Raw genomic sequence first — 23666 nt, 5'->3', positions numbered from 1 at the left:
AAGTCAAGATTTAATCTTACAGACATTATAAAAATTATATCTGAATGTCTGATAAGTTATGACTGTCAGATGAGTATTCAAGATATAAGATTTCGTTATTCTTTTCAACAGCTAACTTTTTACTATCCATAAAAGTCTGCATAGGTGTTTTTCCATAGCAATATTTACCGGAATGCGGTCTTTCATTATTATAATATTCTAGCCAAATATCAAGATCTAGTTGTAGATCATCAAGATCAGTATAGATCTTTTTACGCATAGCAGTATCAAAGAATTCTTGTTTCATAGTTTTATTAAAACGTTCACACATACCATTTGTTTGAGGAGAATATGCTTTAGTAGTAGTATGCTCAATACCCTCAATGCTTAAGAACAATTCAAAAGCATGATGTTCTATATTACCTTTATACTCACCACCTCTATCAGTTAAAATACGAAGTACTGGTATTTGCTGACTCTCATACCATGGTAACACTCTATCATTAAGCATGTCAGCAGTGGTAAGTGCTGTTTTATCAGTATATAGTTTAGCCTCTGCAACCCGAGTGTAACTATCAATAAACACTTGAGAATATACCTTGCCTATGCCTTTAAAATTACCTACATAATATGTGTCTTGGCATCCTAGATAACCTGGATGCTGTGTATCAATCTCACCATGAGCTTCTTTCTCGCTACGCCGTTTCTCTAATACTTGTAACTGAGCTTCGGTAAGAACAATACCATCCTGAGCCATTTTGGCTTCTAATGCTTTAAGTCTTTTATTGATATTATTTAAATCATTACGTAGCCAAATAGATCTAACTCCTCCAGGTGATACAAGAATACCAGTCTTTTTAAGCTCATTTGATACTCGCAGCTGACCATAAGCGGGGTATTCTATTGCCATATCTAATACTGCTCTCTCTACGGCAGGATCAACTCTATTCGCTATAATTGGCTTCTTCCGACTAATCTCATATAATGCTTCTTCTCCTCCTGTTTCATATAACTCTTTAAACCTATAATAACTGTCTCTACTGTAACCCATAGCTTTACATGCTGACGATATACTACCAAGACTCCTAGCTAATTCTAGTAATCCTATTTTTGGCTTTATTATTTTTTGATTTAGATTCATCTCTAATCCTCCATTTAATATTATCTTAATTTTACTAAATGTAAGATTAAATCTCAACTATTACAATTGATACACAGCATCCAGGTTATCTAGGATGCCAAGACACATATTATGTAGGTAATTTTAAAGGCATAGGCAAGGTATATTCTCAAGTGTTTATTGATAGTTACACTCGGGTTGCAGAGGCTAAACTATATACTGATAAAACAGCACTTACCGCTGCTGACATGCTTAATGATAGAGTGTTACCATGGTATGAGAGTCAGCAAATACCAGTACTTCGTATTTTAACTGATAGAGGTGGTGAGTATAAAGGTAATATAGAACATCATGCTTTTGAATTGTTCTTAAGCATTGAGGGTATTGAGCATACTACTACTAAAGCATATTCTCCTCAAACAAATGGTATGTGTGAACGTTTTAATAAAACTATGAAACAAGAATTCTTTGATACTGCTATGCGTAAAAAGATCTATACTGATCTTGATGATCTACAACTAGATCTTGATATTTGGCTAGAATATTATAATAATGAAAGACCGCATTCCGGTAAATATTGCTATGGAAAAACACCTATGCAGACTTTTATGGATAGTAAAAAGTTAGCTGTTGAAAAGAATAACGAAATCTTATATCTTGAATACTCATCTGACAGTCATAACTTATCAGACATTCAGATATAATTTTTATAATGTCTGTAAGATTAAATCTTGACTTCTACAGGTGAATTTGGCAAATCGGCTACAATGTTTTTGTAACTCCTCGGATGTTGAGTTTTTAATAACTGCTGCCGTTCCTTGTCTTATAGACTCCTTGCTCTTTTCCAACTTGTGTCGAAGTATGCTCAACCACTAATAAGCTAAAATCTTATAGTGGCTGAGTAATAGCTTTACAAATTGACTTTTAGTTTAATAAGCCCTTGATGACTTTGATATTTTCTATGGGTATAATAATTATATTCAAGTAGAACATTTATATTTTTCCTACTCATAAGTATATTACTACCGATATTATATCCAAGCTTAGGTTGTTTTGGTATAATAATTGTTTCTTGTAATGTTTGCCCTTTAAAAGTCGCTTTTGCATTAACTTTTGTATTTTTATTATTGAAGTGACGCTCAATATTACCGTACAAACTTGGCGTTAATATTATATTATTTACGGTCGCTATAGGCTTAAATACTATTTTACCGCCAATACTACTTTCAAATGATTGATTTGATTTCTTTTGAATCATCAAATTTTCTATATCTACATTATATTCTTTATAGTTGCTAGCTCTTGAATAATCATATTTAAAACCGATATTAGGAATGAAATGTAAATCATATTTTGTACGATATTTATAATTTAATAAGGTTTGAAAACTTAAATTATTGTTTTGATATTTTCCAATTATATTATTAATACTTTTAGATTTATTCTTAATATAATTATGACCGTAAGATGTTATAGCTTGTAACGAGAAACCTTTAATTAGTTCTTTTAGACCGTAAATGCTTAAAAGATGACCGTTAACAGCTGTTTTTCCTAGGTTTTTATTATATTTAATTTGGGATTCTAAACGGCTATAAGCTATTCCGATAACATCATGACTATTAATGAATTCAGTATCGGCCCCGATAGTTACACCGGTTGTACGACTTTGATATTTTGGAATATTCTTCCAAGTTCCTTGTTTGTTAATGTCGTATAAGCCGCTAATCCATACCCCTCTTGCGATAGTTGGTTCTTCATCACCGGCACCTATTGCAGCAACCTTTAATCTATCACTTAAAATATTATAGTGAACAGGTTTATGGAGAGTTGAAGTTGCCTTAACTAATATTGCTACTTTCCTACTGGTGTCATCAGATACTTGTTGTCTCTGTGTCGCTTCATCTTGCTCTGCAATTGCTTCAGTTTTGAATGACAAATCGATAGCTTCATCTTCGCTTTCTAAAGCTATATCTTTTTTTGATTCTTCTTCAGTTGTATTATTGCTTTCTTCTAATTCTTCCTCAGTTTCATATCCTTTATCGTCTTCGTCACTAGATCTTAAGGCTAGAAGTGATTTTTTGTCATCTGATGATTTATCATTTTTGCTATCGTTAGAACTCAATAACCTAGGTGATAAAGCGGTTTCTGAATCGGATTTCTCTGACTTTTTATTACTATCTTCAGGTTGTGGATCATCCTTTGTTGAGGATTCGTCATTTGCAGATTCGTTTTCTTGCTGAAACAATGATTGGAATTGTTTCATATTTAAACGTCCTACTTTCTTTTCCTGGTTATTGTCTTCTGATTGAACATCGCTACCGTATTTTTGTTCTAGTTCAGGACGTTTAGACTCTATTTGTTCAATAAAGCTTATTAATAATTCTCTTCCATCTTTTTGGGTATTATTATTGTTTTTTACATACTCAATAAATACCGGATCTCTTGCAAGTTTTAGAAGTTCTTGTTCATAAAGTTCGTATATCTCTTGTCCTACTTCGGTTCTTGGTCCTATAAAGTTTGGATCAAAATTTACTTCAGAGAGTTTAGGAATTATTTTTGTATTTTTATCTTCAGCATAGTAAAATTTTTCTTCAAATGCTTGTTTTAAAAGAGAATCATCTTGCATATTTCTATCTGGTTCTTCTATGTATTTTGCTAATACTTCTTTTTTAATAGCATTCTCTAACTTTTGTGAATCAGTTAGTAATATATCTGTTCCTCCTAATTTTGAAGTAGATTCATAATAATTTTTTCCTATATTAGATTTAAAATCCTTAGCTTTATAATTATGATTTTTCTTTTTACCAAAATTATTGTTAGGTTTTACCTTATCCATTCTATCTATAAATTCCTGTGTATAACCCATGCTAATTAGATAATCATTAGGTCCAAAGTTACTATTGCCATTAGGAATCGGGGGAGGCATTGGAGTACCGATATTAAGAAGCGGCGGAGGTGGAGTATCGTTATTATAAATCAGCGGCTTTTCAGTATTATTAGATACGGTTTTATTTTCTTGCTCCCATTTAACCTTAAGTGCTGTTTTTACTCCTTCTATAGTTATTCTATTAATTAAGCTTGTTAATTGCTCTGAAGTTAAATAATTAAGAGAAGGTATAATTTCCTTTAAATCAACTTCGTTAGCTAAATTATTAAGTTTATTCTCTTCTAAAATAACCTTAGCTTCAAGAAGTGATTTTAATAACTCAGGATTTTTATTATTTAGTATATCCAATAAATCTTTTCGGCTTATATCTTTATTTGCGATTAATTGTTGAATTTCAATTTTTTCTAAAATATTTTGTTTTAATTTATTTAAATTAGCTTTAGCAGTAGGAATTTCCCTAGTTAATTCTTGATACCCTTGAAGTACAAAATTAATTTTTTGTGAGGACGTTAACTTATTAGGGCTTTCTATTAATTCATTAAGTTTACCATTAAAGGTACTTTGTCCAAGAATATTTATATATTTATTAGCAAACTTTAATTGCTCTAGAAGATTTGTAATTCTTAAGAATTCTGCTACGCATTCTTGTTTGTTTGCATATTGCTCAATCCTTTTATATTGTTTTGCGTTTATTATATTAGATGAACGAAGACGTTGTTTTGTTTGTTCTAACGATTCATTAAAAATCTTATTTACAAAAGTAGATGTTATTTTTATATCATTATCTTGAAGTATTTTTTGTATATCCTCTCTTTTAGCAATTTGTTCAATTTTCTTGATAATCTCTTCGTTCTCAGTGTTAAATAAATTTATAAAAGTTTTAGGAGAAAAGTTATACAATTTTGTTACTTCATTACGTATTAAGCCTATTACCTCATTCTGCTTAGTAACTTTCTGTTTAAGTAATTCAAGTGATTCCCCCATTTTAGCCTTAGTATCAGGTATATTATTAGACGTTGTGGTCGCCTGACTTTGACTGGCTAAAGTTGTATTTTGAATAAATTCATTATACGATTTATATAAACTAGGATATGTAGCTTCAAAATTTTTTAAATCAAATTTATGATTAGGATTTGAACTATTAAAAGCTGTAGAAGTCGGTGTTCCATTTAACGGAGGAGGGGGTGGCGGAGGAACAGGAACGCCATTTTGACCTTTATTTGAATTATTATTAACATTGTTTTCTACAGGTAACCCAAAAATTTTATCTATTCCTGCTTTTAATGTGGTTTCATCAGATAAAAGTATAGAGATTAAAGACTCTACTTCCGGCTTGCGTTTATATCCGTTAGTACTTAACCAGTTATCTAATGATGCTTCTAGTACTTTTTTATCTTCTGTTGCAGCCAGTGTTGCAAGCGTTAATTTTTTTTTGTCACTAACGTCTTTATCAGATATAGATATTGGTAAAGTTTGTATGGCATGGTGTTGAGCTTGCTTAATAAGTTCATCTTTGTGTTCTGGAGTAGTAGTTAATATTGTATTTAATATTGTTCTATTACCTTTATCATCAACAGTAAATAATATCCTGTCTGTATCCTTACTTAAGTCAATATTAGATATAGCTTCCTGTTTAAAAGAATTATCTAAATTATTCTGTTCTGCAAATTGTAATGCGTCTATAGGATTTTTTGTTAAAATTTCCTTAAACTCTCCTTTATTTTCTTCTAATTTTATTTGCTGTTTTAAGTGTTGTTCAGTCTTGCTTAATTGATCCTCCTGTTTACTATTTAGAAGACTATGCATTGATCCTTTAAAGTCGAATGATTTTGTTTCTGGTTTTGTTCTACCTGTGTCAAAAGGAACCCCCGAAAATGTTCCTGCAGTATTTGTAGTTGTGCTAGAAGGCTTAGTAAAGGGTTTAGTAGCGTTTTGGTTATTGTCTGCTAGAAGCTTTGTTTTTTTTCCTTCTTCTATTTGCTTTAGGTAGAGCTCTGCACGTACTCTGCCCACGTTATATTCTTTCATTATTTTCTTAGCTTCAGGAACAGAATCACTATTTATGAATTCTTGTTTTTTAGTATACATAACCTCAGTGGTTATATCGTCAATATATTTTGTGTCATCTGTAGTAGTGTCTTTACCAAAACGTTTATGTAGTTCCTTTTTTGTAAGAACCGTACCACTACGTACAAGCTTTGGTCTTTCATTTGCCATAACTTGATCTCTTATTATGGTTCTACGGTGTTTTGCTTCTTCTTTACTTATATTAAGAACTTTCTCTAGTTCACCTAATTCAGGGACTTGACCGGTAGTTATGTATTCTTTTTCTTTAACTGAAGTTGTTATTGAGCGAATATACAGATCTAGTAATGCTTTTTTATCCTTTTCGGCACGGCGTACAATTTGATTTTTTTTTAGTTTATTATCTGTTTTTTTAGCACCATAATCTATTTCAAGGTTTTGTGCTGCTTCTTCAGGCGTAGGAATTTTTCCTTGTGAAATATACTCGTCAACTTTTTCCTTAAAGCCTTGTTTCGTTCCGGCAATATATAAGTCAAGCTCTGCTTTTTTTTCTCTTGCTTTATGCCTAGTTTTGTTATTGCGACTCGATAAATCACTTTCAGTAAAACCGGTTTGCATATCAATCATTGCTTGAACAAAATCAGGTGTCAACTTTGCTCTTCTCCATGCTTCTTGTTTTTCTTGTAAAGTATAACTATTCCATTTCTGTTTTCCTTGTACTTCGGAAAGACCGCTCAAGGTTGGTATTTGGTTAGCTAATTGGGTAAAGCTTGCCGCTCTAGCACTTGTACTTAAAAAGCTACTAGTCAACAAACATGTTGACATGAAAAAAGTTAAAACATATTTTTTTGAGCGGGAATTTTGTAAGCTCATTCAAACCTCGATCAGTTATTATTTTTTTTAAATATAAACGAGGCGAATTATATAATGTTTATTAACTTATGTAAACTATTAATTACTAATTTTTGTTAACTAATAGATTTTTTAACCAAAATGTGCTTAATACATCACATACTAATGGCATCTCAATTTTTGGTAAATAAAATATGCAAATTCAATTTCACTTATATAATACTCTTAGCCGTACCAAAGAGGTTTTTAACCCTCAAGATAAGACTAAAGTAAAAATGTATGTATGCGGACCGACTGTTTACGATAATCCTCATATAGGTAATAGCAGGTCGGGAGTGGTATATGATTTACTCTACCGTATAGTTATAAAAATATTTGGTGTGCAATCTGTAAAATACGTACGTAATATTACAGATGTTGACGATAAAATTATCGATAGGGCTGAGCTACTTAACATTACTATTAATGAGTTGACTGATAAAATTACGCAAGAGTTTCATACAAATATGGCATATTTAGGTTGCATGCTACCGAGTATTGAGCCGAAAGCTACAGAGCATATTGATGTAATGATCGAAATAATAGAACGCTTAATAGCAAAAGATCACGCATATATTGCTGATAATCATGTCTATTTTGATGTTCTATCAGCTCCAAATTATACGGAATTATCTAACCGGAATTTAGAAGAAATGTTTGAGGGAGTGCGTATAGAAAACAGCAAAACCAAAAAGCATCCACAGGATTTTGTGTTATGGAAACCGGCAAAGCCAAATGAATCCGCAAATATGAATTTTGAAAGTCCTTGGGGATTTGGTCGCCCTGGATGGCATATTGAATGTTCGGCCATGAGCTACAAATATTTAGGTGAGAACTTTGATATTCACGGTGGCGGAGTAGATTTAATCTTCCCGCATCATACTAATGAAATTGCTCAAAGTAGATGTGCTTTTCCGGATTCTACCTATGCTAAATATTGGGTACATAATGGCTTTCTAACGGTGAACGGTGAGAAAATGAGTAAATCTCTCGGTAATTTTATTACCGTAAGGGATTTAATGGATAAAGAAATTTCAGGAGAGGTAGTAAGATTATTCTTATTAAGTAGTCACTATAGGCGTCCACTTGATTATAATGATAAAGCTATAGAAGATGCTAAAAAGACTTTAGATTATTGGTATAGAGCCATAGAAAATATTAATGTACAAAAAATAGATTTACCTCACAATTTCATGCAAAGCTTACTTGATGACATGAATACGCCGCTTGCCGTTAAAATAATTAATGACCATGCTAAAGGTGTTTTTATTTCTAAAACTGAAGAAGAAAGGCAGCTTAACGCCTCTGCTATTATTGCTTGTGCTAATTTTATTGGTTTAATGAATAAAGCTCCCCATGAGTGGTTTAATAGCGGTGTGGATGAACTCTATATAAATGAGCTTCTAAATAAGCGTTTGGAAGCAAAAAAACAAAAAAATTGGTTATTAGCCGATCAAATTCGTAATCAGTTATTAGAGGAAAAAATAATTCTAGAAGATAAACCTGATGGTACTACTATTTGGCGAAAAGAATAAAAGCTTGTAAATTATGCAATATACGTATATAGTTTGTAGGCTTAATATGTAGTCAAGACGGCGTCGCTCCTATGCCATTCCTACTTTCGCAGGAATGACATAGGAGTCGCAGCATGAACAATATGTAAGCAAAAAATTCACACGTAAGATATATGTTAGTTCATTAGAATGAGCATCTTACGGAGGTATAAACTAACAATTAGGAGAATTTAAAAATGTCAAAAATACCGGCCGTTAACATTAAAGAATTATTAGATGCAGGCGTGCATTTCGGTCATAAGACCTCACGTTGGAATCCTAAAATGGCATCTTATATATATGGTGAACGTGATGATGTTCATATAATCGATTTGAGACAAAGTGCCGCTTTAATGAGTGTTGCTTTAAATACAATATATGAAACCGTAAAAAAAGACGGTAAAATATTATTTGTAAGTACTAAAATACAGGCTAGTGATATTATAGCGGAATATGCTGAAAAATGCGGACAATATTATGTAAATCATAGATGGCTTGGCGGCATGCTAACTAACTGGAAAACTATTGCGGGTTCAATAGAAAAACTAAATAAGCTAGAAAAAACCTTAGAAAATGAAGAAGCACTTATGGGTTATACTAAGAAAGAGATACTTGATATGAGTCGTAAGAAAGAGAAGTTACTTCTATCTCTTGCCGGTATTAGAAATCTTAATTCTAAACCTGATCTTCTAGTAGTTATTGACACTAATAAAGAGCATATCGCAATTAATGAAGCGGTAAAGCTTAATGTTCCTATAGTTGCAGTAGTCGATACTAATTCTAATCCTGATAATGTAGATTATCCGATTCCAGGTAATGATGATTCTATAAGGTCAATAAGACTTTATTGTAGTTTATTTGCAGATGCGGCATTACAAGGACTTGAAGAATCAATGAAAGCTTCAGGGGTTGATATAGGTGCTATGCAGGAGCATACAGATAAGGCGTTAACTTCTAAAAATGTTTCTAAATTAAAACAAGCTAAAAAATTCTCTAAAACGAAAAATATTGATGAAGAGACAAATACAGAATTTGAGCAAGCATTAAATGATGCCGATGAAAATAAAAATTCTGATAATGCGTAGTTTGGACACTTGAACCGTCATGAGCTATGCAGCCGTAAGGCTGCGTGGCAATCTCATGTAACAGTACAAGATTCCTGAGATTGTCACGTCGAGGCTTCGCCTTTCCTCGCAATGACGATTAGTTATCTATACATCCCAAGCCAAATATAATAATTAAGGAGAAAGTAAGGTATGAGTGAAATAAATATAAGTGCTGCAGTGGTTAAAGAATTAAGAGAAAAAACCGGTGCAGGTATGATGGACTGCAAAAAAGCATTAATAGAAACCAGAGGTAATTTTGAAGAAGCTATAGATTTTCTGCGTAAGAAAGGCTTAGCTGCGGCAGCAAAAAAAGCCGGACGTATTGCTTCTGAGGGTTTAACGGCTGTAAAAGTTGATGGGCTTACCGGAGTGGTGGTTGAAGTAAATTCCGAAACGGATTTTGTTGTTAGAAATGAGCAATTTCAGGATCTAGTTAAGGATATTGCAAATCTTGCAGTAATTGCAAAAACTATAGACACGCTAAAAACATCTAAAATGCAAAGCGGTAAATCAGTTGAAGAGGAGATTATAGAAAATATCGCTACAATCGGTGAAAATTTAACATTACGTCGTATGGATATATTAGAGATATCCGAAGGAGCAATCGGTTCCTACGTACATAATGAAGTTGTACCGAATCTAGGAAAAATTTCCGTATTAGTAGGTCTTGAATCTAATGCAAAAGATAAAGCAAAGCTAGAAGCTTTAGCTAAACAAATTGCTGTTCATGTAGCAGGAAATAACCCGCAAAGTATAGACGATTCAAGCTTAGATCAAGCACTTGTAGAGCGTGAGAGAAAAGTATTTTTTGAAAAATCCAAAGAAGAAGGAAAGCCTGATAATATCATAGAAAAAATGGTAGAAGGTAGAATACGTAAATTCTTCTCTGAAGTTGTATTGCTTCAGCAAAATTTCTTATTTGAGCCTAAACTTACTGTTGCGGAAGTAATTAAAAATGCTGAAAAAGAACTCGATGCAGAAATTAACATCACCAAATTTGTTAGATACGAACTTGGTGAAGGTATAGAACACGAAGAAAAAAACTTCGCCGATGAAGTAGCAGCCATCACACAGGGTTAAATTGTAATAGTTGAGATTTAATCTTACATTTAGTAAAATTAAGATAATATTAAATGGAGGATTAGAGATGAATCTAAATCAAAAAATAATAAAGCCAAAAATAGGATTACTAGAATTAGCTAGGAGTCTTGGTAGTATATCGTCAGCATATAAAGCTATGGGTTACAGTAGAGACAGTTATTATAGGTTTAAAGAGTTATATGAAACAGGAGGAGAAGAAGCATTATATGTAGAAGTCAAGATTTAATCTTACAGACATTATAAAAATTATATCTGAATGTCTGATAAGTTATGACTGTCAGATGAGTATTCAAGATATAAGATTTCGTTATTCTTTTCAACAGCTAACTTTTTACTATCCATAAAAGTCTGCATAGGTGTTTTTCCATAGCAATATTTACCGGAATGCGGTCTTTCATTATTATAATATTCTAGCCAAATATCAAGATCTAGTTGTAGATCATCAAGATCAGTATAGATCTTTTTACGCATAGCAGTATCAAAGAATTCTTGTTTCATAGTTTTATTAAAACGTTCACACATACCATTTGTTTGAGGAGAATATGCTTTAGTAGTAGTATGCTCAATACCCTCAATGCTTAAGAACAATTCAAAAGCATGATGTTCTATATTACCTTTATACTCACCACCTCTATCAGTTAAAATACGAAGTACTGGTATTTGCTGACTCTCATACCATGGTAACACTCTATCATTAAGCATGTCAGCAGTGGTAAGTGCTGTTTTATCAGTATATAGTTTAGCCTCTGCAACCCGAGTGTAACTATCAATAAACACTTGAGAATATACCTTGCCTATGCCTTTAAAATTACCTACATAATATGTGTCTTGGCATCCTAGATAACCTGGATGCTGTGTATCAATCTCACCATGAGCTTCTTTCTCGCTACGCCGTTTCTCTAATACTTGTAACTGAGCTTCGGTAAGAACAATACCATCCTGAGCCATTTTGGCTTCTAATGCTTTAAGTCTTTTATTGATATTATTTAAATCATTACGTAGCCAAATAGATCTAACTCCTCCAGGTGATACAAGAATACCAGTCTTTTTAAGCTCATTTGATACTCGCAGCTGACCATAAGCGGGGTATTCTATTGCCATATCTAATACTGCTCTCTCTACGGCAGGATCAACTCTATTCGCTATAATTGGCTTCTTCCGACTAATCTCATATAATGTGTAATAGTTGAGATTTAATCTTACATTTAGTAAAATTAAGATAATATTAAATGGAGGATTAGAGATGAATCTAAATCAAAAAATAATAAAGCCAAAAATAGGATTACTAGAATTAGCTAGGAGTCTTGGTAGTATATCGTCAGCATATAAAGCTATGGGTTACAGTAGAGACAGTTATTATAGGTTTAAAGAGTTATATGAAACAGGAGGAGAAGAAGCATTATATGAGATTAGTCGGAAGAAGCCAATTATAGCGAATAGAGTTGATCCTGCCGTAGAGAGAGCAGTATTAGATATGGCAATAGAATACCCCGCTTATGGTCAGCTGCGAGTATCAAATGAGCTTAAAAAGACTGGTATTCTTGTATCACCTGGAGGAGTTAGATCTATTTGGCTACGTAATGATTTAAATAATATCAATAAAAGACTTAAAGCATTAGAAGCCAAAATGGCTCAGGATGGTATTGTTCTTACCGAAGCTCAGTTACAAGTATTAGAGAAACGGCGTAGCGAGAAAGAAGCTCATGGTGAGATTGATACACAGCATCCAGGTTATCTAGGATGCCAAGACACATATTATGTAGGTAATTTTAAAGGCATAGGCAAGGTATATTCTCAAGTGTTTATTGATAGTTACACTCGGGTTGCAGAGGCTAAACTATATACTGATAAAACAGCACTTACCACTGCTGACATGCTTAATGATAGAGTGTTACCATGGTATGAGAGTCAGCAAATACCAGTACTTCGTATTTTAACTGATAGAGGTGGTGGGTATAAAGGTAATATAGAACATCATGCTTTTGAATTGTTCTTAAGCATTGAGGGTATTGAGCATACTACTACTAAAGCATATTCTCCTCAAACAAATGGTATGTGTGAACGTTTTAATAAAACTATGAAACAAGAATTCTTTGATACTGCTATGCGTAAAAAGATCTATACTGATCTTGATGATCTACAACTAGATCTTGATATTTGGCTAGAATATTATAATAATGAAAGACCGCATTCCGGTAAATATTGCTATGGAAAAACACCTATGCAGACTTTTATGGATAGTAAAAAGTTAGCTGTTGAAAAGAATAACGAAATCTTATATCTTGAATACTCATCTGACAGTCATAACTTATCAGACATTCAGATATAATTTTTATAATGTCTGTAAGATTAAATCTTGACTTCTACACATTGGATATTCATGATAAGGTTATTGGTACTCTTATTGAACGTATAGCTTTTTAATAGGCGTAACTGCAATATGGAGGCATGACCGAGGGACTTTTGAACTTTCTCTAATTTTAAAATATTCGGATGGTTCAATGTCCAAAGATGATCCTGCTTTTCTAAAGATACGTTACGGTAGAGACGGAAAATTAAATAAGTTATTGTTGCCAAACACTCCTATAATTTTTTATAACCAATGGTATCCCGCATTAACCGTTTATAACGGTAAACTATGTTCTTTGCCTGTAAATAGTGGATATTACAAGTTTTTGCATAAAAAAATACTAGAAAATAACGGGACTATAGAAATCGCCCACGTAGATAGCGAATTTACTATAGAGCTTTCAGGAGAAGGTCATGCCTCCATATTGCAGTTACGCCTATTAAAAAGCTATACGTTCAATAAGAGTACCAATAACCTTATCATGAATATCCAATGACTTGGAAAAGCAGATTGTCTTACGTGCAAGCCTCTTGCATCTCGTTCTAAGGTTCAAGTTACTTCGTTCTATCCGTTGAGTGTATTTTTTACTGATAATATGCTTTTTAGGGTCTAATAACCTAGCATAACTCCCCCATCCATCTGTATAGTAAAAAGTCACCTTGAAATTCTCTAGTTTTTTCAGTAATGATTCTAATGTGCTATCACATCTTGTACCAAACGTATAAGCAACTACTTTTAACGAAATCTTATCCAAGGCATACCAAAGCCATCGTTGTATGGATTTATTCTGTACATAAGACCATTGTTCATCTATCTCAGGAGCAATAATTACTTCTGTTGTACTGATAGAATGATTTATTGTTTTTTAATACTAGATTTTTTTAAAACACGGATAACTGTATTGATACCCACTTTTAATACTCTTACTGTATCTCTAACTCCAGAGCCGTTGATTGACATTTCTACTATTTGCTCCTTAACTCCAGGCTTAGATGCATTATTAATATACTCCAATTGAAAATATCGATTACACCGCTTGCATTGATATCTCTGTTGTTTTGAAATTGAATATCCTGACTTTATTACTTCTTCTGTGTTGTTACAATATCTACACTTAACATCTATTTTTGCCATAACTCCTTAACTATAATTCTCTCTTATTACTGTTTGAGGATTATAGACTATTTACTCTAAACTGCAATACGGAGGCACGACCCAGGGGAATAAGAGTTTTTTAGTTAAATTCTATCAAAGAAACTTCGTAATTACCTGTAAATATTCATCTAAGACTTTTTGGTTATTTTCAACAAATTTTAAAGCTTTTTCACGATAAGCTTTAAGTTCTAGAGAATTATTAGGGCTAAGTAGATATGTTAGTTTGGTTAGTAAATCTTCACCGTTTATGATTTGAATAGCTGCTTCATTTTGTAGTACGCCTTTAGCGATATCGGTGTTTTTACTCATATCGGGACCGAATATAATACAATTAGAGAAATATGCCGCTTCTAAAATATTATGCCCACCTTGTTTAAAAGAACCGCCGATAAAAGAAATTGTAGCTACAGAAAAAAACAATCCCATTTCACCGAATCTATCAACTATATAAATATCATTGCTTAAAACAGGTAAATCATTTTGTGACTTAGCGGTAGCGGATAAATTATGTGACTTACAATTATCGATAATTGATTTAACTCGCTCGGGATGTCTGGGAATTAGGATAATATAGCAATCTAAAAACTGCTCTTTTAGGTTTTTGATTATGGGTAAAATCACTTCCTCATCTTCAGGGTGAGTGCTAGCAAATACCACCACTTGTCTATTTTCTAAATGTGAGCTTAATTTTGATAACTCTTCTTGATTAACTGGAAGTTTTTCGTTAGCATATTTAATATTGCCTAAATTAATTGCATCTGATATGCCAAGTTCATTGAATTTTTGTAAGTCACGTTCGCTTTGCATGATAATCTTACTGAAATTTTTAAGGATAAGCTGAAAGAAGCTTTTTCTTTTTAGCCAAGCTTTAAACGATTTATCGGAAATACGAGCATTTACTAGCAGTAATTTACACTGCCTCGCCCCTTCATTAATAGTACACGGCCATAATTCCGATTCTATAAAAATACCTAAATTAGGTTGCCAATTTTTTAAAAATTTTCGAGTAAAAATAATATTATCTATCGGTAAAAATTGATGAACCGCTATTTTAGGTAATTTGGCAGTTAATATTTTAGCGGAGCTGTTAGTCCAAGAAGTTACTAAAAAACGAATGTCAGGATAGCGTTTACTTATATTACTTATTAAAGTTAAAGCTGCCATTGACTCGCCGACGCTAGCTGCATGAATCCATATTAGACTTCTTGCATAACTTGCTTCTAAAGGTAATTTAGACGTCGATCCGGTACTCGAATCCTCACGTACGCTTGTGTACGCTGCGGTTCTGCGTTTCGTATCTCCTTTAAATTTCTCTTTATTAGCTTCGTTATGTAAGAAGTCTAATGAATAGTCTTGTCGATACTTACCTATAGCAAAACGTTCTTGGATGCGTCTTATATCTTCCTTACCTATTAATAAACGTATAAGAATTATGATAAAATAAATAGGTAATAATATAAAGCTTAAAGCATAATATAATAACATCATTTCTTTAAACTCTCTGTTAAGCTTGCTAGTTGTTTTTCAAGGCTTATATGGTTTTGTATTTTATCATTTGTGAGTTCTAAAGGTGAGCCAACTATGATTTTAATGGTACCAAACGGTAGGGGTATTATTAATTTATCCCAACTTTTTAATCTGAAACATCTAGAAGTGGAGCTGACTATAGGAATAAGTTTTTTATTATATCTATAAGCAATTTCGGTAATGCCGCTATTTACTTTATATACCGGCCCTTTAGGACCGTCCGGCGTGACTATTATATTTGCACCTTGAGATAACTTACCTATAATATTACGTAAAGCTCCAATTGGATTTTTATTAGTAGAACCTACTATAACTCTGCAACCGAATTTTCCTACTAAATCGTTTAAAATTTTCCCGTCTAAATGCGGTGATATTAAAGCATAGATATTTCTATGTCCTATAAACATAGCCGTACTTAAGGCAAGCATATTATGCCAAAATGCAAAGATTACCCCTTGTTCGTTTAAGAATTTTTCCTTATTGCCGTTATCGTAAAAAATAAATTTCTGTTTTGATGTAAAATAAACAAAACGCAAATACCAATATAGTAAAATAGTAATTACACTAAGTACGTATTTATTATTTTTTAAAAATTCTTTAAAAGCTTTCCGCATTGTTTTTTATTGGTCGGTTTAATGTCATTCCCGCGTAGGCGGGAATCCAGTATAACCTATAAAAAACAAGTTTTTTATAGGTTTATTTTGTTGAATATGTAAATATTAATGGTTATTTTTTATGGATTCCCGCCTACGCGGGAATGACATACTCAAGCATCACAAGCTCTCTCAATTCTCATACAAGCCTCTTCTAGCTCTTCCATAGAAGTAGCGTAAGAGATTCTAAAATAGCCTTCTAAGCCGAAAGCGATACCGGGTACTACGGCAACTTTTGCTTCTTCAAGTAAATATTCGGCAAAATCATTACTATTTGCAATAATTTTTCCTGTTTTAGTTTTATGCCCAAATATTTTATCGCATTTAACAAATAAGTAAAACGCTCCTTCCGGCTTATAGCACTCAAAATATTTTACTTTTTTCAAAATTGATAAAGCAAGATCACGCTTTTTTTGAAAATTTAAAGCATTAGGCTTTATATAATCTTGAGGACCGTTTAATGCTTCAATAGCAGCCATTTGACTTGTTGAACAAGGGTTTGAAGTACTTTGCGACTGAATAATAGTCATTGCTTTAATCAAAGCTTTAGAACCCACGCCGTAGCCTATACGCCAACCTGTCATAGAATAAGCTTTAGATACTCCGTTTACGGTAAATATTCTCTCTTTTAAATCAGGTGCTGTTTGGGCTAATGTATAAAATTTAAAATCATCAAAAGTAATATGCTCGTAAATATCATCGGACATTACGTTCACATGAGGATATTTTCTTAAAACTTTAGCAATATTTTCTAGCTCTTCAAAATTATAGCTTGCACCTGTCGGGTTACTAGGTGAGTTAATAATAAGCCATTTAGTTTTATCGTTAATTAAACGTTCTAAAGCTTCCGCACTTAATTTAAAGTTATTTTCAATTCCACAATTTACAAAAACAGGCGTTCCTGTGCTAAGTGCAACCATATCAGGATATGAAACCCAATAAGGTGCCGGAATAATTACCTCATCTCCTTTGTCCAAAGATGCCATAAACAAATTATATATAACTTGCTTACCGCCGGTGCTTACTATTATTTCATCAAGTTCGTAATCTATATTATTTTCACGTTTGAATTTGTCTTTTATCGCCTGCTTTAGAAGTGGCATACCCTCAACGTTAGTATATTTAGTAAAGCCGTCTTTAATCGCTTTAATCGCTGCTTCTTTAATGTTATCAGGTGTATCAAAATCAGGCTCACCTGCACCAAGTGCGATAATATCAACTCCCGCTTTTTTAAGTTCAAGAGTTTTTTTAACGACTGCAAGGGTCGGCGACGGCTTTATAGAATTTAGTCGCGTAGAAATAATTGACATAATTTTGAGTCTGTATTAGTGCATTAGGTATTGTTATGTGGATACCAAATCGTCATTGCGAGGAGCGAAGCATTGTTGCAATCTTGTCAAGCATCCTGAGACTGCTTCGTCATTTGCTATGCAATTTCCTCGCAATGACGGTTTTTAACCCTTTTGACCTACAAAAGCGATAATACAGCAATTTTAATCGCAATAAAATTATTTTATTTAAAAATTTATCAAGATATGCTTTATTATAGTAAGTAATATTAATTTAGTAATTAAGCTATGCTCAGTAAAATAAAAGACAAAATCAAACATTATTGCTTAACTATAATAAATATACCACATTTTATTAAGAATAAAATTTTAGAATTTAAAGATTATATAAGTGATTGTAAATATAAATTCTCTCATTTAGCCGAAACTAATTATCAGCTTGGACTTGATCATTTATATAGAGGTAATTTAAATGATGCCTTGCTTAGGTTTAAACTAGTAGATAAATTTTTTAATTCTAATGATTCTAAAGTATATTATCACATCGGATGGGTTTATTTTTTAAAAAATAATTACGGACAAGCTATAGAATATTTAGAAAAAACTAATGAAAAATATAAAGCTATATTTATAAATTTTTTAAAAAATTATAAGGATATTACTGAAATACCGGGAGAAATTTGGGGAAAATATCGTGATTTAACTGCACAATATTATCCTACTATTTTTAATAACGATAAAAATATCCATCTCCCGTATAGGTTTGTTAATGATACACTCAAGCAGATATCTGATGTACCGGATAATTATTCTATTTTGGAACTTGGAAGTAATATAGGGCTGGTAGGTTATGAAATACAAAAACGTTTTCCGGAAAATTTTACTTTAACCGGTGTAGAAATTTCTACTTTAATGAATGATTTACAAGAGACATATTACCCGAACACTAAAATTTACGATCAAATATATAATTTTACTATCGATGAATTTTTAAAACAAAACTCTAATAAATTTGATGTTATTTTTAGCTTTTGCGGATTATCGTTTACTAACAATTTAATAGAATATTTTAATTTAATATACTCATCTCTTAGTGAACAAGGGCATTTTGCTCTTTGTTTACCGAACGCCACGAAGACGCAATTCTCAGTAAAACGCAAAGAATTTATGTTTAACTTGAATGAAATAAATAATATTTTACAAAAAAATAATTTTACTATATTAACTGCGGAAGAAATAATACTAGCGGAAAACAATAAATATAGTATTATTGTTTGTAAGAAAATAACATAAATCAATGAGAATTTTAATTATACTATCTATTATACTATGCTCACTATTCGCAAGAGCTGATCTTGAATATGTTGATAATGACATATATAACTATAATGGTGGAAGAAATAAAAACGGTTGCTTGGAAGTTTACGATCCATACGAAAAATTTAACCGTAAAGTGTTTGCATTTAATTCTGTACTAGATTATATAATATTGCGTCCTTTAGCAATAGGTTATAAGAATATCACGAATGATTACGTAAAAGCACGTGTTAATAGTTTCGTCAGTAATGTTGATACACCGCTTACAGCGATAAATTACGGGCTTCAGTTAAATTACGATAAAACTATGAAAAGCGTTTGGCGGTTTCTCATTAACACGACGCTTGGCATAGGAGGTTTATTTGACGTAGCAGGTAAAGTAGGTTTGTCGTCTGAACGTCAAACTTTCGGCAGTACCCTCGCACATTATGGAGTTGCCCCAGGTCCTTATTTAGTATTGCCGATAATCGGTAGTACTAACGCAAGAGATATGACGGATTCGGTAATTACTAATTATGCTCTTAATCCATTAATGTACTACACTCATAATGATTTTGACTTAGGAGTAATAGCAGTTAGTAAAATAAACGATCGATATGTTGTATTACCGTTTAGTGATTATGTGATGAAGAATTCTACCGATCCTTATGTGGCTATTAGATCAGCATTACATCGTGCTCGTGAAGCATCGGTTCAATATCCTGAAAATTTTAAATGTCCTAAACCCAAGAATTAATTAAATTAACGAGGATTATATGCAAAAAATTATTACAGGTTTATTTTTATTAGTTATGACGTTTTCCGCTTATTCTAGCGAGAAAGTGCCTGCTGGTTTGAATGATTACGTTACTAATTTAGTAAATGAAGCTTCTAGTATATTAAACGATAGTAAGCTATCTGAGCAAGTAAAAATTGCTAAAGCACGTGAGTTAATGTCTCAGAACCTAGATTTTGATTGGATGGCTAAATATACATTAGGCAGAAACGGGATAAAAACTTTATCAGGTGGGCAGATTCAGGAATTCATCAAAGTTTACTCTAAATATGTTACTAAATCTTATACTGATTTAATAAAAGATTATAAAGGTGAACAGCCTAAAATAGTAGGAGTTCGTCCTTTAAGCTCGACCGATTTTATGGTTGCTATGAATATCGTTAGTAATAAAGAGCAAGACCCCATTAAAGTAGAATATCTTGTACGTGAAATGAAAGGGAGCGGAAAAGATGTTTTTAAAGTTTCTGATATAATTACGGAAGGTGTAAGTCTTATTGGGGCTCAACAAGACGAGTTTACTGATACTTTAAAAAATCAAGGCTTTGAGGCACTAATACAAAAATTAGAAAGTCGTTCTTAAAGTTGCTGTCATTTCCCAAATCGTCATTGCGAGGAAAAACTGTAAGTTTTGACGAAGCGATCTCAGGAGTATTACTTTATGAGATTGCCGTGCAGCCTACGGCTGCGTAGCTCATGACGATTAGGTGTCTACGCAACACAGTCCGTTTGCTAATAGCGTCAAACAACATAAATCACTCACATGAAGATCTTAGCAGGCAGTAGTAATAAGTTACTCACATCTCGTTAGCTATAGCATTAAATATTAAATATATTGAGCCGAGAATTACCTATTTCAATGATTCCGAAATAAAAGTAGAAATTCAAGAATCGTTTCATAATGAAGATGTAATCATAGTACAATCCACACCAAAGCCCGTTAATGATCGCTTAATTGAGCTGTTCTTGCTAGTAGATGCAGCAAAAAAAGCGGTAGCAAATCGAATAATTTTAGTAATGCCTTATTTCGGTTATGCAAGGCAAGATAATATAAATTCTCAAAATATAATTCCTGCTAAGTTAATAGCTGATTTTTTAGAGAAGCTCGAAGTAAACCATGTAATTACTATTGATTTACATTCCGATAAAATAGAGAAATTTTTTAATATTCCTATTTCTAATCTTGAACCTATAAATTTATATATCCCGTTTTTAAGAACTTATAGCAATTTCGTTATAGTTGCGCCTGATAAAGGAAGTATCAATCGAGTTAAAAATTAGTAATTTATTAAATATAGATTCAGCTTATATAAACAAAGAAAGGATATAAATAATAATTGCGGGATGATATCAATAATAGGTAGTGCAGAGGGCAAAAATTGCATATTAATTGATGATATTATAGATAGTGGCGAAACAATCATAAAAGAAGCAAGATTTTTAAAAGAACATTCGGCTTTATCGGTTAGTGCTTTTATAACTCATGCTGTGCTTGCTGCCGGTTCTAAAGTTAAAATTGAAAATTCGGTGGTAGATAAGATTTTTGTTACTGATACTATAGAAGTAGGTGACTTACCTCCAAAATTTCATATAATACCGGTAATGCCAATTATCGTTAAAGAGTCAAGAAATATATTATGAGTTTATGTACTCTAGAAATAAATCTATCTGTAATAAAAAATAATTATCTTTTATTACAAGATATTTGTAAAACCTCATTAGTCGGTGCTGCCGTTAAAGCTAACGGTTACGGTCTTGGAGCAGTGCAAATTTCTAAAGCTTTAATAGAGGAAAATTGTAGGCATTTTTTTGTGGCCACAAGCGAGGAGGGAGTTAATTTACGCAAAGCTCTAGCTTCGTGGCATGAATCGGCTTGCCGTCATTGCGAGAAGAATTACGCAGTAATTCGACGAAGCAATCCAGTAAAAAATTCTGTAAGTCAGAATTTTTTTAATTATTTTTCTGGATTGCAACAATGCTTCGCTCCTCGCAATGACGGCTCTAGTATCCATGCAACAACGCCCAAAGCACTAGATAATGATGTTAATATTTTAGTTCTCAATGGAGTTTTTGAACATGATGCTTTAGAGCTTATAGAATATAATTTAATCCCTGTTCTAAATAACTTAAAACAAATAGAAATTTGGCAAAAATTTAGTAATTTGAAAAACCGATTATTGCCTTGTTATTTACATTTCAATACGGGGATTAATCGCCTTGGATTAACTCATAATGAAATAGAGCAGTTAATTAATAATCGTGATTTATTAAAAGGGCTAGATTTACAATATATTATAAGCCATCTAGCTGTATCCGAAGAAATAGATAATCCTTATAATCTAGAGCAATTAAGCAGATTTAAAACTTATTTACAATATTTCCCAAACGTCAAAGCAAGCCTTGCTAATTCTGGCGGCATATTTTTAGGACAAGATTATCATTTTGATTTAGCAAGACCAGGTGCTGCCTTATATGGGCTTAATCCTGTAATAGACCTCTCGAATAACCTATCTTATAAAGAGGAGTTTGAAGGAGACACGGAACGCAGAACCGCAGCGTACATAAACGTACATGAGGATTCGAGTACCGGATCGACGTACAAATTACCTTTAGAAGGAGGTTATTCGAGAGGTCTACAAAATCCCGTAACCTTAAAAGCCCCTATAATTCATTTACAGAATTTGACACTAGATAGCCATATCGGTTATAATATGACTTTTACAACTGAGCGTGATAGTGTTATTGCAACGTTACCGCTTGGTTATGCCGATGGGTTTAGTCGTAATTTTAGCAATCAAGGCGAAGTATTTATTAATGGTCGTAGCGTTCCTATAGTAGGGCGAATATCTATGGATTTGATAAATATCGATGTTACCGATCTACCACCGCTTGATATTTTTCTAGGGCAGGAAGCGGAAATTATCGGAAATTATTGCACGCCCGATAAAATAGCAAGTATTATAGGTACTATAGGGTATGAGGTGTTGGCTAGTCTCGGTAGTAGGTATAAACGGATTTATAAGTAATCGTCATTGCGAGGAGCGAGGCGACATGGCAATCTCGTCAAATATCCTGAGATTGCTTCGTCGAAACTTACAGTTTCTTCTCGCAATGACGATTATGTGTCCACATAACATATAAACAAAAAAATATACATAAATGTTATTAAATATAGCTAATTCGGTCGGTAAACGTACTATAAAGTTTGCACAAAGTGTAGGTAGTTTTTCTCTATTTAGCTTTGCTGCCGTCAGCAGTATCATAAGACCACCTTTATATTTGAGTTTAATCATCAGACAATTATTATTTATCGGGTTTCACTCGCTTCCGGTTGTTGCGATGACGACTTTTTTCTCAGGTGCGGTACTTGCATTACAGAGCTATACAGGCTTTTCTCGTTTCTCGGCTGAAAGTTCCATTGCAACGGTAGTAGTATTATCGCTGACTAGAGAGCTTGGACCTGTCTTAGCCGGACTAATGGTAGCGGGAAGAGTCGGGGCATCAATCGCCGCCGAAATAGCGACAATGAGAGTAACGGAGCAGGTAGATGCTTTATATACTTTATCTACCGATCCTATTAAATATTTAGTTTTTCCAAGAGTAATAGCAGCTATTATTACAATGCCTTGTCTTGTTTTAATCGGTGATATAATTGGTGTTATGGGCGGTTATTTGGTTGGTGTGTATAAGCTTGATTTTAATAGCACGGCTTATTTAACCAGTACTTTTCAGTATTTAGAACCTATTGACGTAATTTCCGGTCTTGTTAAAGCGGGAGTTTTTGGGTTTATTATTTCTATAATAAGTTGCTATAGCGGCTATTATTCAGGTAAAGGGGCTAAGGGAGTGGGAAGAGCTACTACCTCGGCAGTAGTAAATTCTTCTATCCTTATCTTAATCAGCAATTATTCAATAACCGAATTATTTTTTAAAGTATAAAT

18 protein-coding genes and 3 pseudogenes are annotated in these 23666 nt (G+C 32.8%); 14 read left to right on the top strand and 7 right to left on the bottom strand.

The window, feature by feature from the left end; all coding sequences use genetic code 11:
- Positions 1 to 34 precede the first annotated feature (34 nt).
- Complete coding sequence (locus AC0ODJ_RS00600; RefSeq protein WP_474465608.1) at positions 35 to 1120, bottom strand: IS481 family transposase; 1086 nt, start codon at positions 1118 to 1120, stop codon at positions 35 to 37.
- A 65-nt stretch (positions 1121 to 1185) separates the two neighbouring features.
- On the opposite strand from AC0ODJ_RS00600, the pseudogene AC0ODJ_RS00595 reads away from it, so the two are divergent.
- A pseudogene (locus tag AC0ODJ_RS00595) lies at positions 1186 to 1803 on the top strand (integrase core domain-containing protein); the annotation flags it as partial.
- A 206-nt stretch (positions 1804 to 2009) separates the two neighbouring features.
- Here the strand turns inward: AC0ODJ_RS00595 and AC0ODJ_RS00590 are convergent.
- Positions 2010 to 6884 carry an autotransporter outer membrane beta-barrel domain-containing protein gene (locus tag AC0ODJ_RS00590; RefSeq protein ID WP_474464548.1) on the bottom strand — a complete coding sequence of 1625 codons (4875 nt, stop codon included), beginning with the start codon at positions 6882 to 6884 and terminating at the stop codon, positions 2010 to 2012.
- A gap of 173 nt (positions 6885 to 7057) precedes the next feature.
- Here AC0ODJ_RS00590 and cysS point away from each other — a divergent pair, with 173 nt between their 5' ends.
- From cysS to AC0ODJ_RS00570, 4 genes and pseudogenes are all read left to right on the top strand, one after another.
- On the top strand, positions 7058 to 8437 hold the full coding sequence (gene cysS / locus AC0ODJ_RS00585) for a cysteine--tRNA ligase (RefSeq protein WP_218460342.1): 1380 nt from the start codon (positions 7058 to 7060) through the stop codon (positions 8435 to 8437).
- Positions 8438 to 8652: 215 nt separating this feature from the next.
- Positions 8653 to 9540, top strand: a complete 888-nt coding sequence (gene rpsB / locus AC0ODJ_RS00580) for a 30S ribosomal protein S2 (RefSeq protein WP_218460341.1) — start codon at positions 8653 to 8655, stop codon at positions 9538 to 9540.
- 171 nt (positions 9541 to 9711) lie between these two features.
- Positions 9712 to 10641, top strand: a complete 930-nt coding sequence (gene tsf / locus AC0ODJ_RS00575; RefSeq protein ID WP_474464539.1) for a translation elongation factor Ts — start codon at positions 9712 to 9714, stop codon at positions 10639 to 10641.
- 67 nt (positions 10642 to 10708) lie between these two features.
- Positions 10709 to 10870: pseudogene (locus AC0ODJ_RS00570) on the top strand (helix-turn-helix domain-containing protein); the annotation flags it as partial.
- Positions 10871 to 10908: 38 nt separating this feature from the next.
- On the opposite strand, the pseudogene AC0ODJ_RS00565 reads toward AC0ODJ_RS00570, so the two are convergent.
- Positions 10909 to 11838 (bottom strand): annotated as a pseudogene (locus tag AC0ODJ_RS00565) (IS481 family transposase); the annotation flags it as partial.
- 67 nt (positions 11839 to 11905) lie between these two features.
- On the opposite strand from AC0ODJ_RS00565, the gene AC0ODJ_RS00560 reads away from it, so the two are divergent.
- The gene (locus AC0ODJ_RS00560) at positions 11906 to 12991 is read left to right on the top strand and encodes an IS481 family transposase (RefSeq protein WP_474465606.1); all 1086 of its coding nucleotides are present in this window, start codon (positions 11906 to 11908) and stop codon (positions 12989 to 12991) included.
- A 172-nt stretch (positions 12992 to 13163) separates the two neighbouring features.
- A complete protein-coding gene (locus tag AC0ODJ_RS00555) occupies positions 13164 to 13508 on the top strand; it encodes a hypothetical protein (protein WP_474465845.1) in 345 nt (114 codons plus the stop codon).
- Here AC0ODJ_RS00555 and AC0ODJ_RS00550 read toward each other — a convergent pair.
- From AC0ODJ_RS00550 to AC0ODJ_RS00535, 4 genes are all read right to left on the bottom strand, one after another.
- Positions 13452 to 14146, bottom strand: a protein-coding gene (locus AC0ODJ_RS00550; protein WP_474464353.1) for an IS1 family transposase whose coding sequence is annotated in 2 segments (ribosomal slippage) — positions 13452 to 13873 and positions 13873 to 14146 — 696 coding nt in all. Because the reading frame shifts where the segments join, the coding sequence is not laid out codon by codon here. The two genes, AC0ODJ_RS00555 and AC0ODJ_RS00550, sit on opposite strands and share 57 nt — an antisense overlap.
- A gap of 114 nt (positions 14147 to 14260) precedes the next feature.
- The gene (waaA, locus tag AC0ODJ_RS00545; protein WP_218460996.1) at positions 14261 to 15655 is read right to left on the bottom strand and encodes a lipid IV(A) 3-deoxy-D-manno-octulosonic acid transferase; all 1395 of its coding nucleotides are present in this window, start codon (positions 15653 to 15655) and stop codon (positions 14261 to 14263) included.
- On the bottom strand, positions 15652 to 16308 hold the full coding sequence (locus AC0ODJ_RS00540) for a lysophospholipid acyltransferase family protein (protein WP_218460995.1): 657 nt from the start codon (positions 16306 to 16308) through the stop codon (positions 15652 to 15654). The genes waaA and AC0ODJ_RS00540 overlap by 4 nt, the downstream gene beginning before the upstream one ends.
- Before the next feature lie 152 nt (positions 16309 to 16460).
- Entirely contained in the window at positions 16461 to 17657 is a 1197-nt protein-coding gene (locus AC0ODJ_RS00535; RefSeq protein ID WP_218460994.1) for a pyridoxal phosphate-dependent aminotransferase, read from the bottom strand.
- A gap of 267 nt (positions 17658 to 17924) precedes the next feature.
- Here AC0ODJ_RS00535 and AC0ODJ_RS00530 point away from each other — a divergent pair, with 267 nt between their 5' ends.
- The 7 genes from AC0ODJ_RS00530 (at position 17925) to AC0ODJ_RS00500 (ending at position 23664) form a co-directional block, all read left to right on the top strand.
- Complete coding sequence (locus AC0ODJ_RS00530; RefSeq protein ID WP_218460993.1) at positions 17925 to 18929, top strand: class I SAM-dependent methyltransferase; 1005 nt, start codon at positions 17925 to 17927, stop codon at positions 18927 to 18929.
- Between the two features lie 4 nt (positions 18930 to 18933).
- The gene (locus AC0ODJ_RS00525) at positions 18934 to 19689 is read left to right on the top strand and encodes an MlaA family lipoprotein (RefSeq protein ID WP_218460992.1); all 756 of its coding nucleotides are present in this window, start codon (positions 18934 to 18936) and stop codon (positions 19687 to 19689) included.
- Positions 19690 to 19708: 19 nt separating this feature from the next.
- Positions 19709 to 20308, top strand: coding sequence for an MlaC/ttg2D family ABC transporter substrate-binding protein (locus AC0ODJ_RS00520; RefSeq protein ID WP_218460991.1), 600 nt, complete (start codon positions 19709 to 19711; stop codon positions 20306 to 20308).
- Positions 20309 to 20526: 218 nt separating this feature from the next.
- Positions 20527 to 21006 (top strand): ribose-phosphate diphosphokinase, encoded by a 480-nt coding sequence (prs, locus tag AC0ODJ_RS00515; RefSeq protein WP_218460998.1) that lies wholly within the window; start codon positions 20527 to 20529, stop codon positions 21004 to 21006.
- Between the two features lie 63 nt (positions 21007 to 21069).
- Positions 21070 to 21366 carry a phosphoribosyltransferase family protein gene (locus AC0ODJ_RS00510; RefSeq protein WP_218460990.1) on the top strand — a complete coding sequence of 99 codons (297 nt, stop codon included), beginning with the start codon at positions 21070 to 21072 and terminating at the stop codon, positions 21364 to 21366.
- Entirely contained in the window at positions 21363 to 22751 is a 1389-nt protein-coding gene (locus tag AC0ODJ_RS00505) for an alanine racemase (RefSeq protein WP_218460989.1), read from the top strand. The genes AC0ODJ_RS00510 and AC0ODJ_RS00505 overlap by 4 nt, the downstream gene beginning before the upstream one ends.
- A 133-nt stretch (positions 22752 to 22884) precedes the next feature.
- A complete protein-coding gene (locus AC0ODJ_RS00500) occupies positions 22885 to 23664 on the top strand; it encodes an MlaE family ABC transporter permease (RefSeq protein ID WP_218460988.1) in 780 nt (259 codons plus the stop codon).
- The last annotated feature ends 2 nt before the right edge of the window (positions 23665 to 23666 follow it).

Source organism: Rickettsia senegalensis (assembly GCF_056135685.1).
The sequence above is the reverse complement of the archived record's forward strand: the minus strand, read 5'-3'. Positions and strand labels throughout refer to the sequence as shown.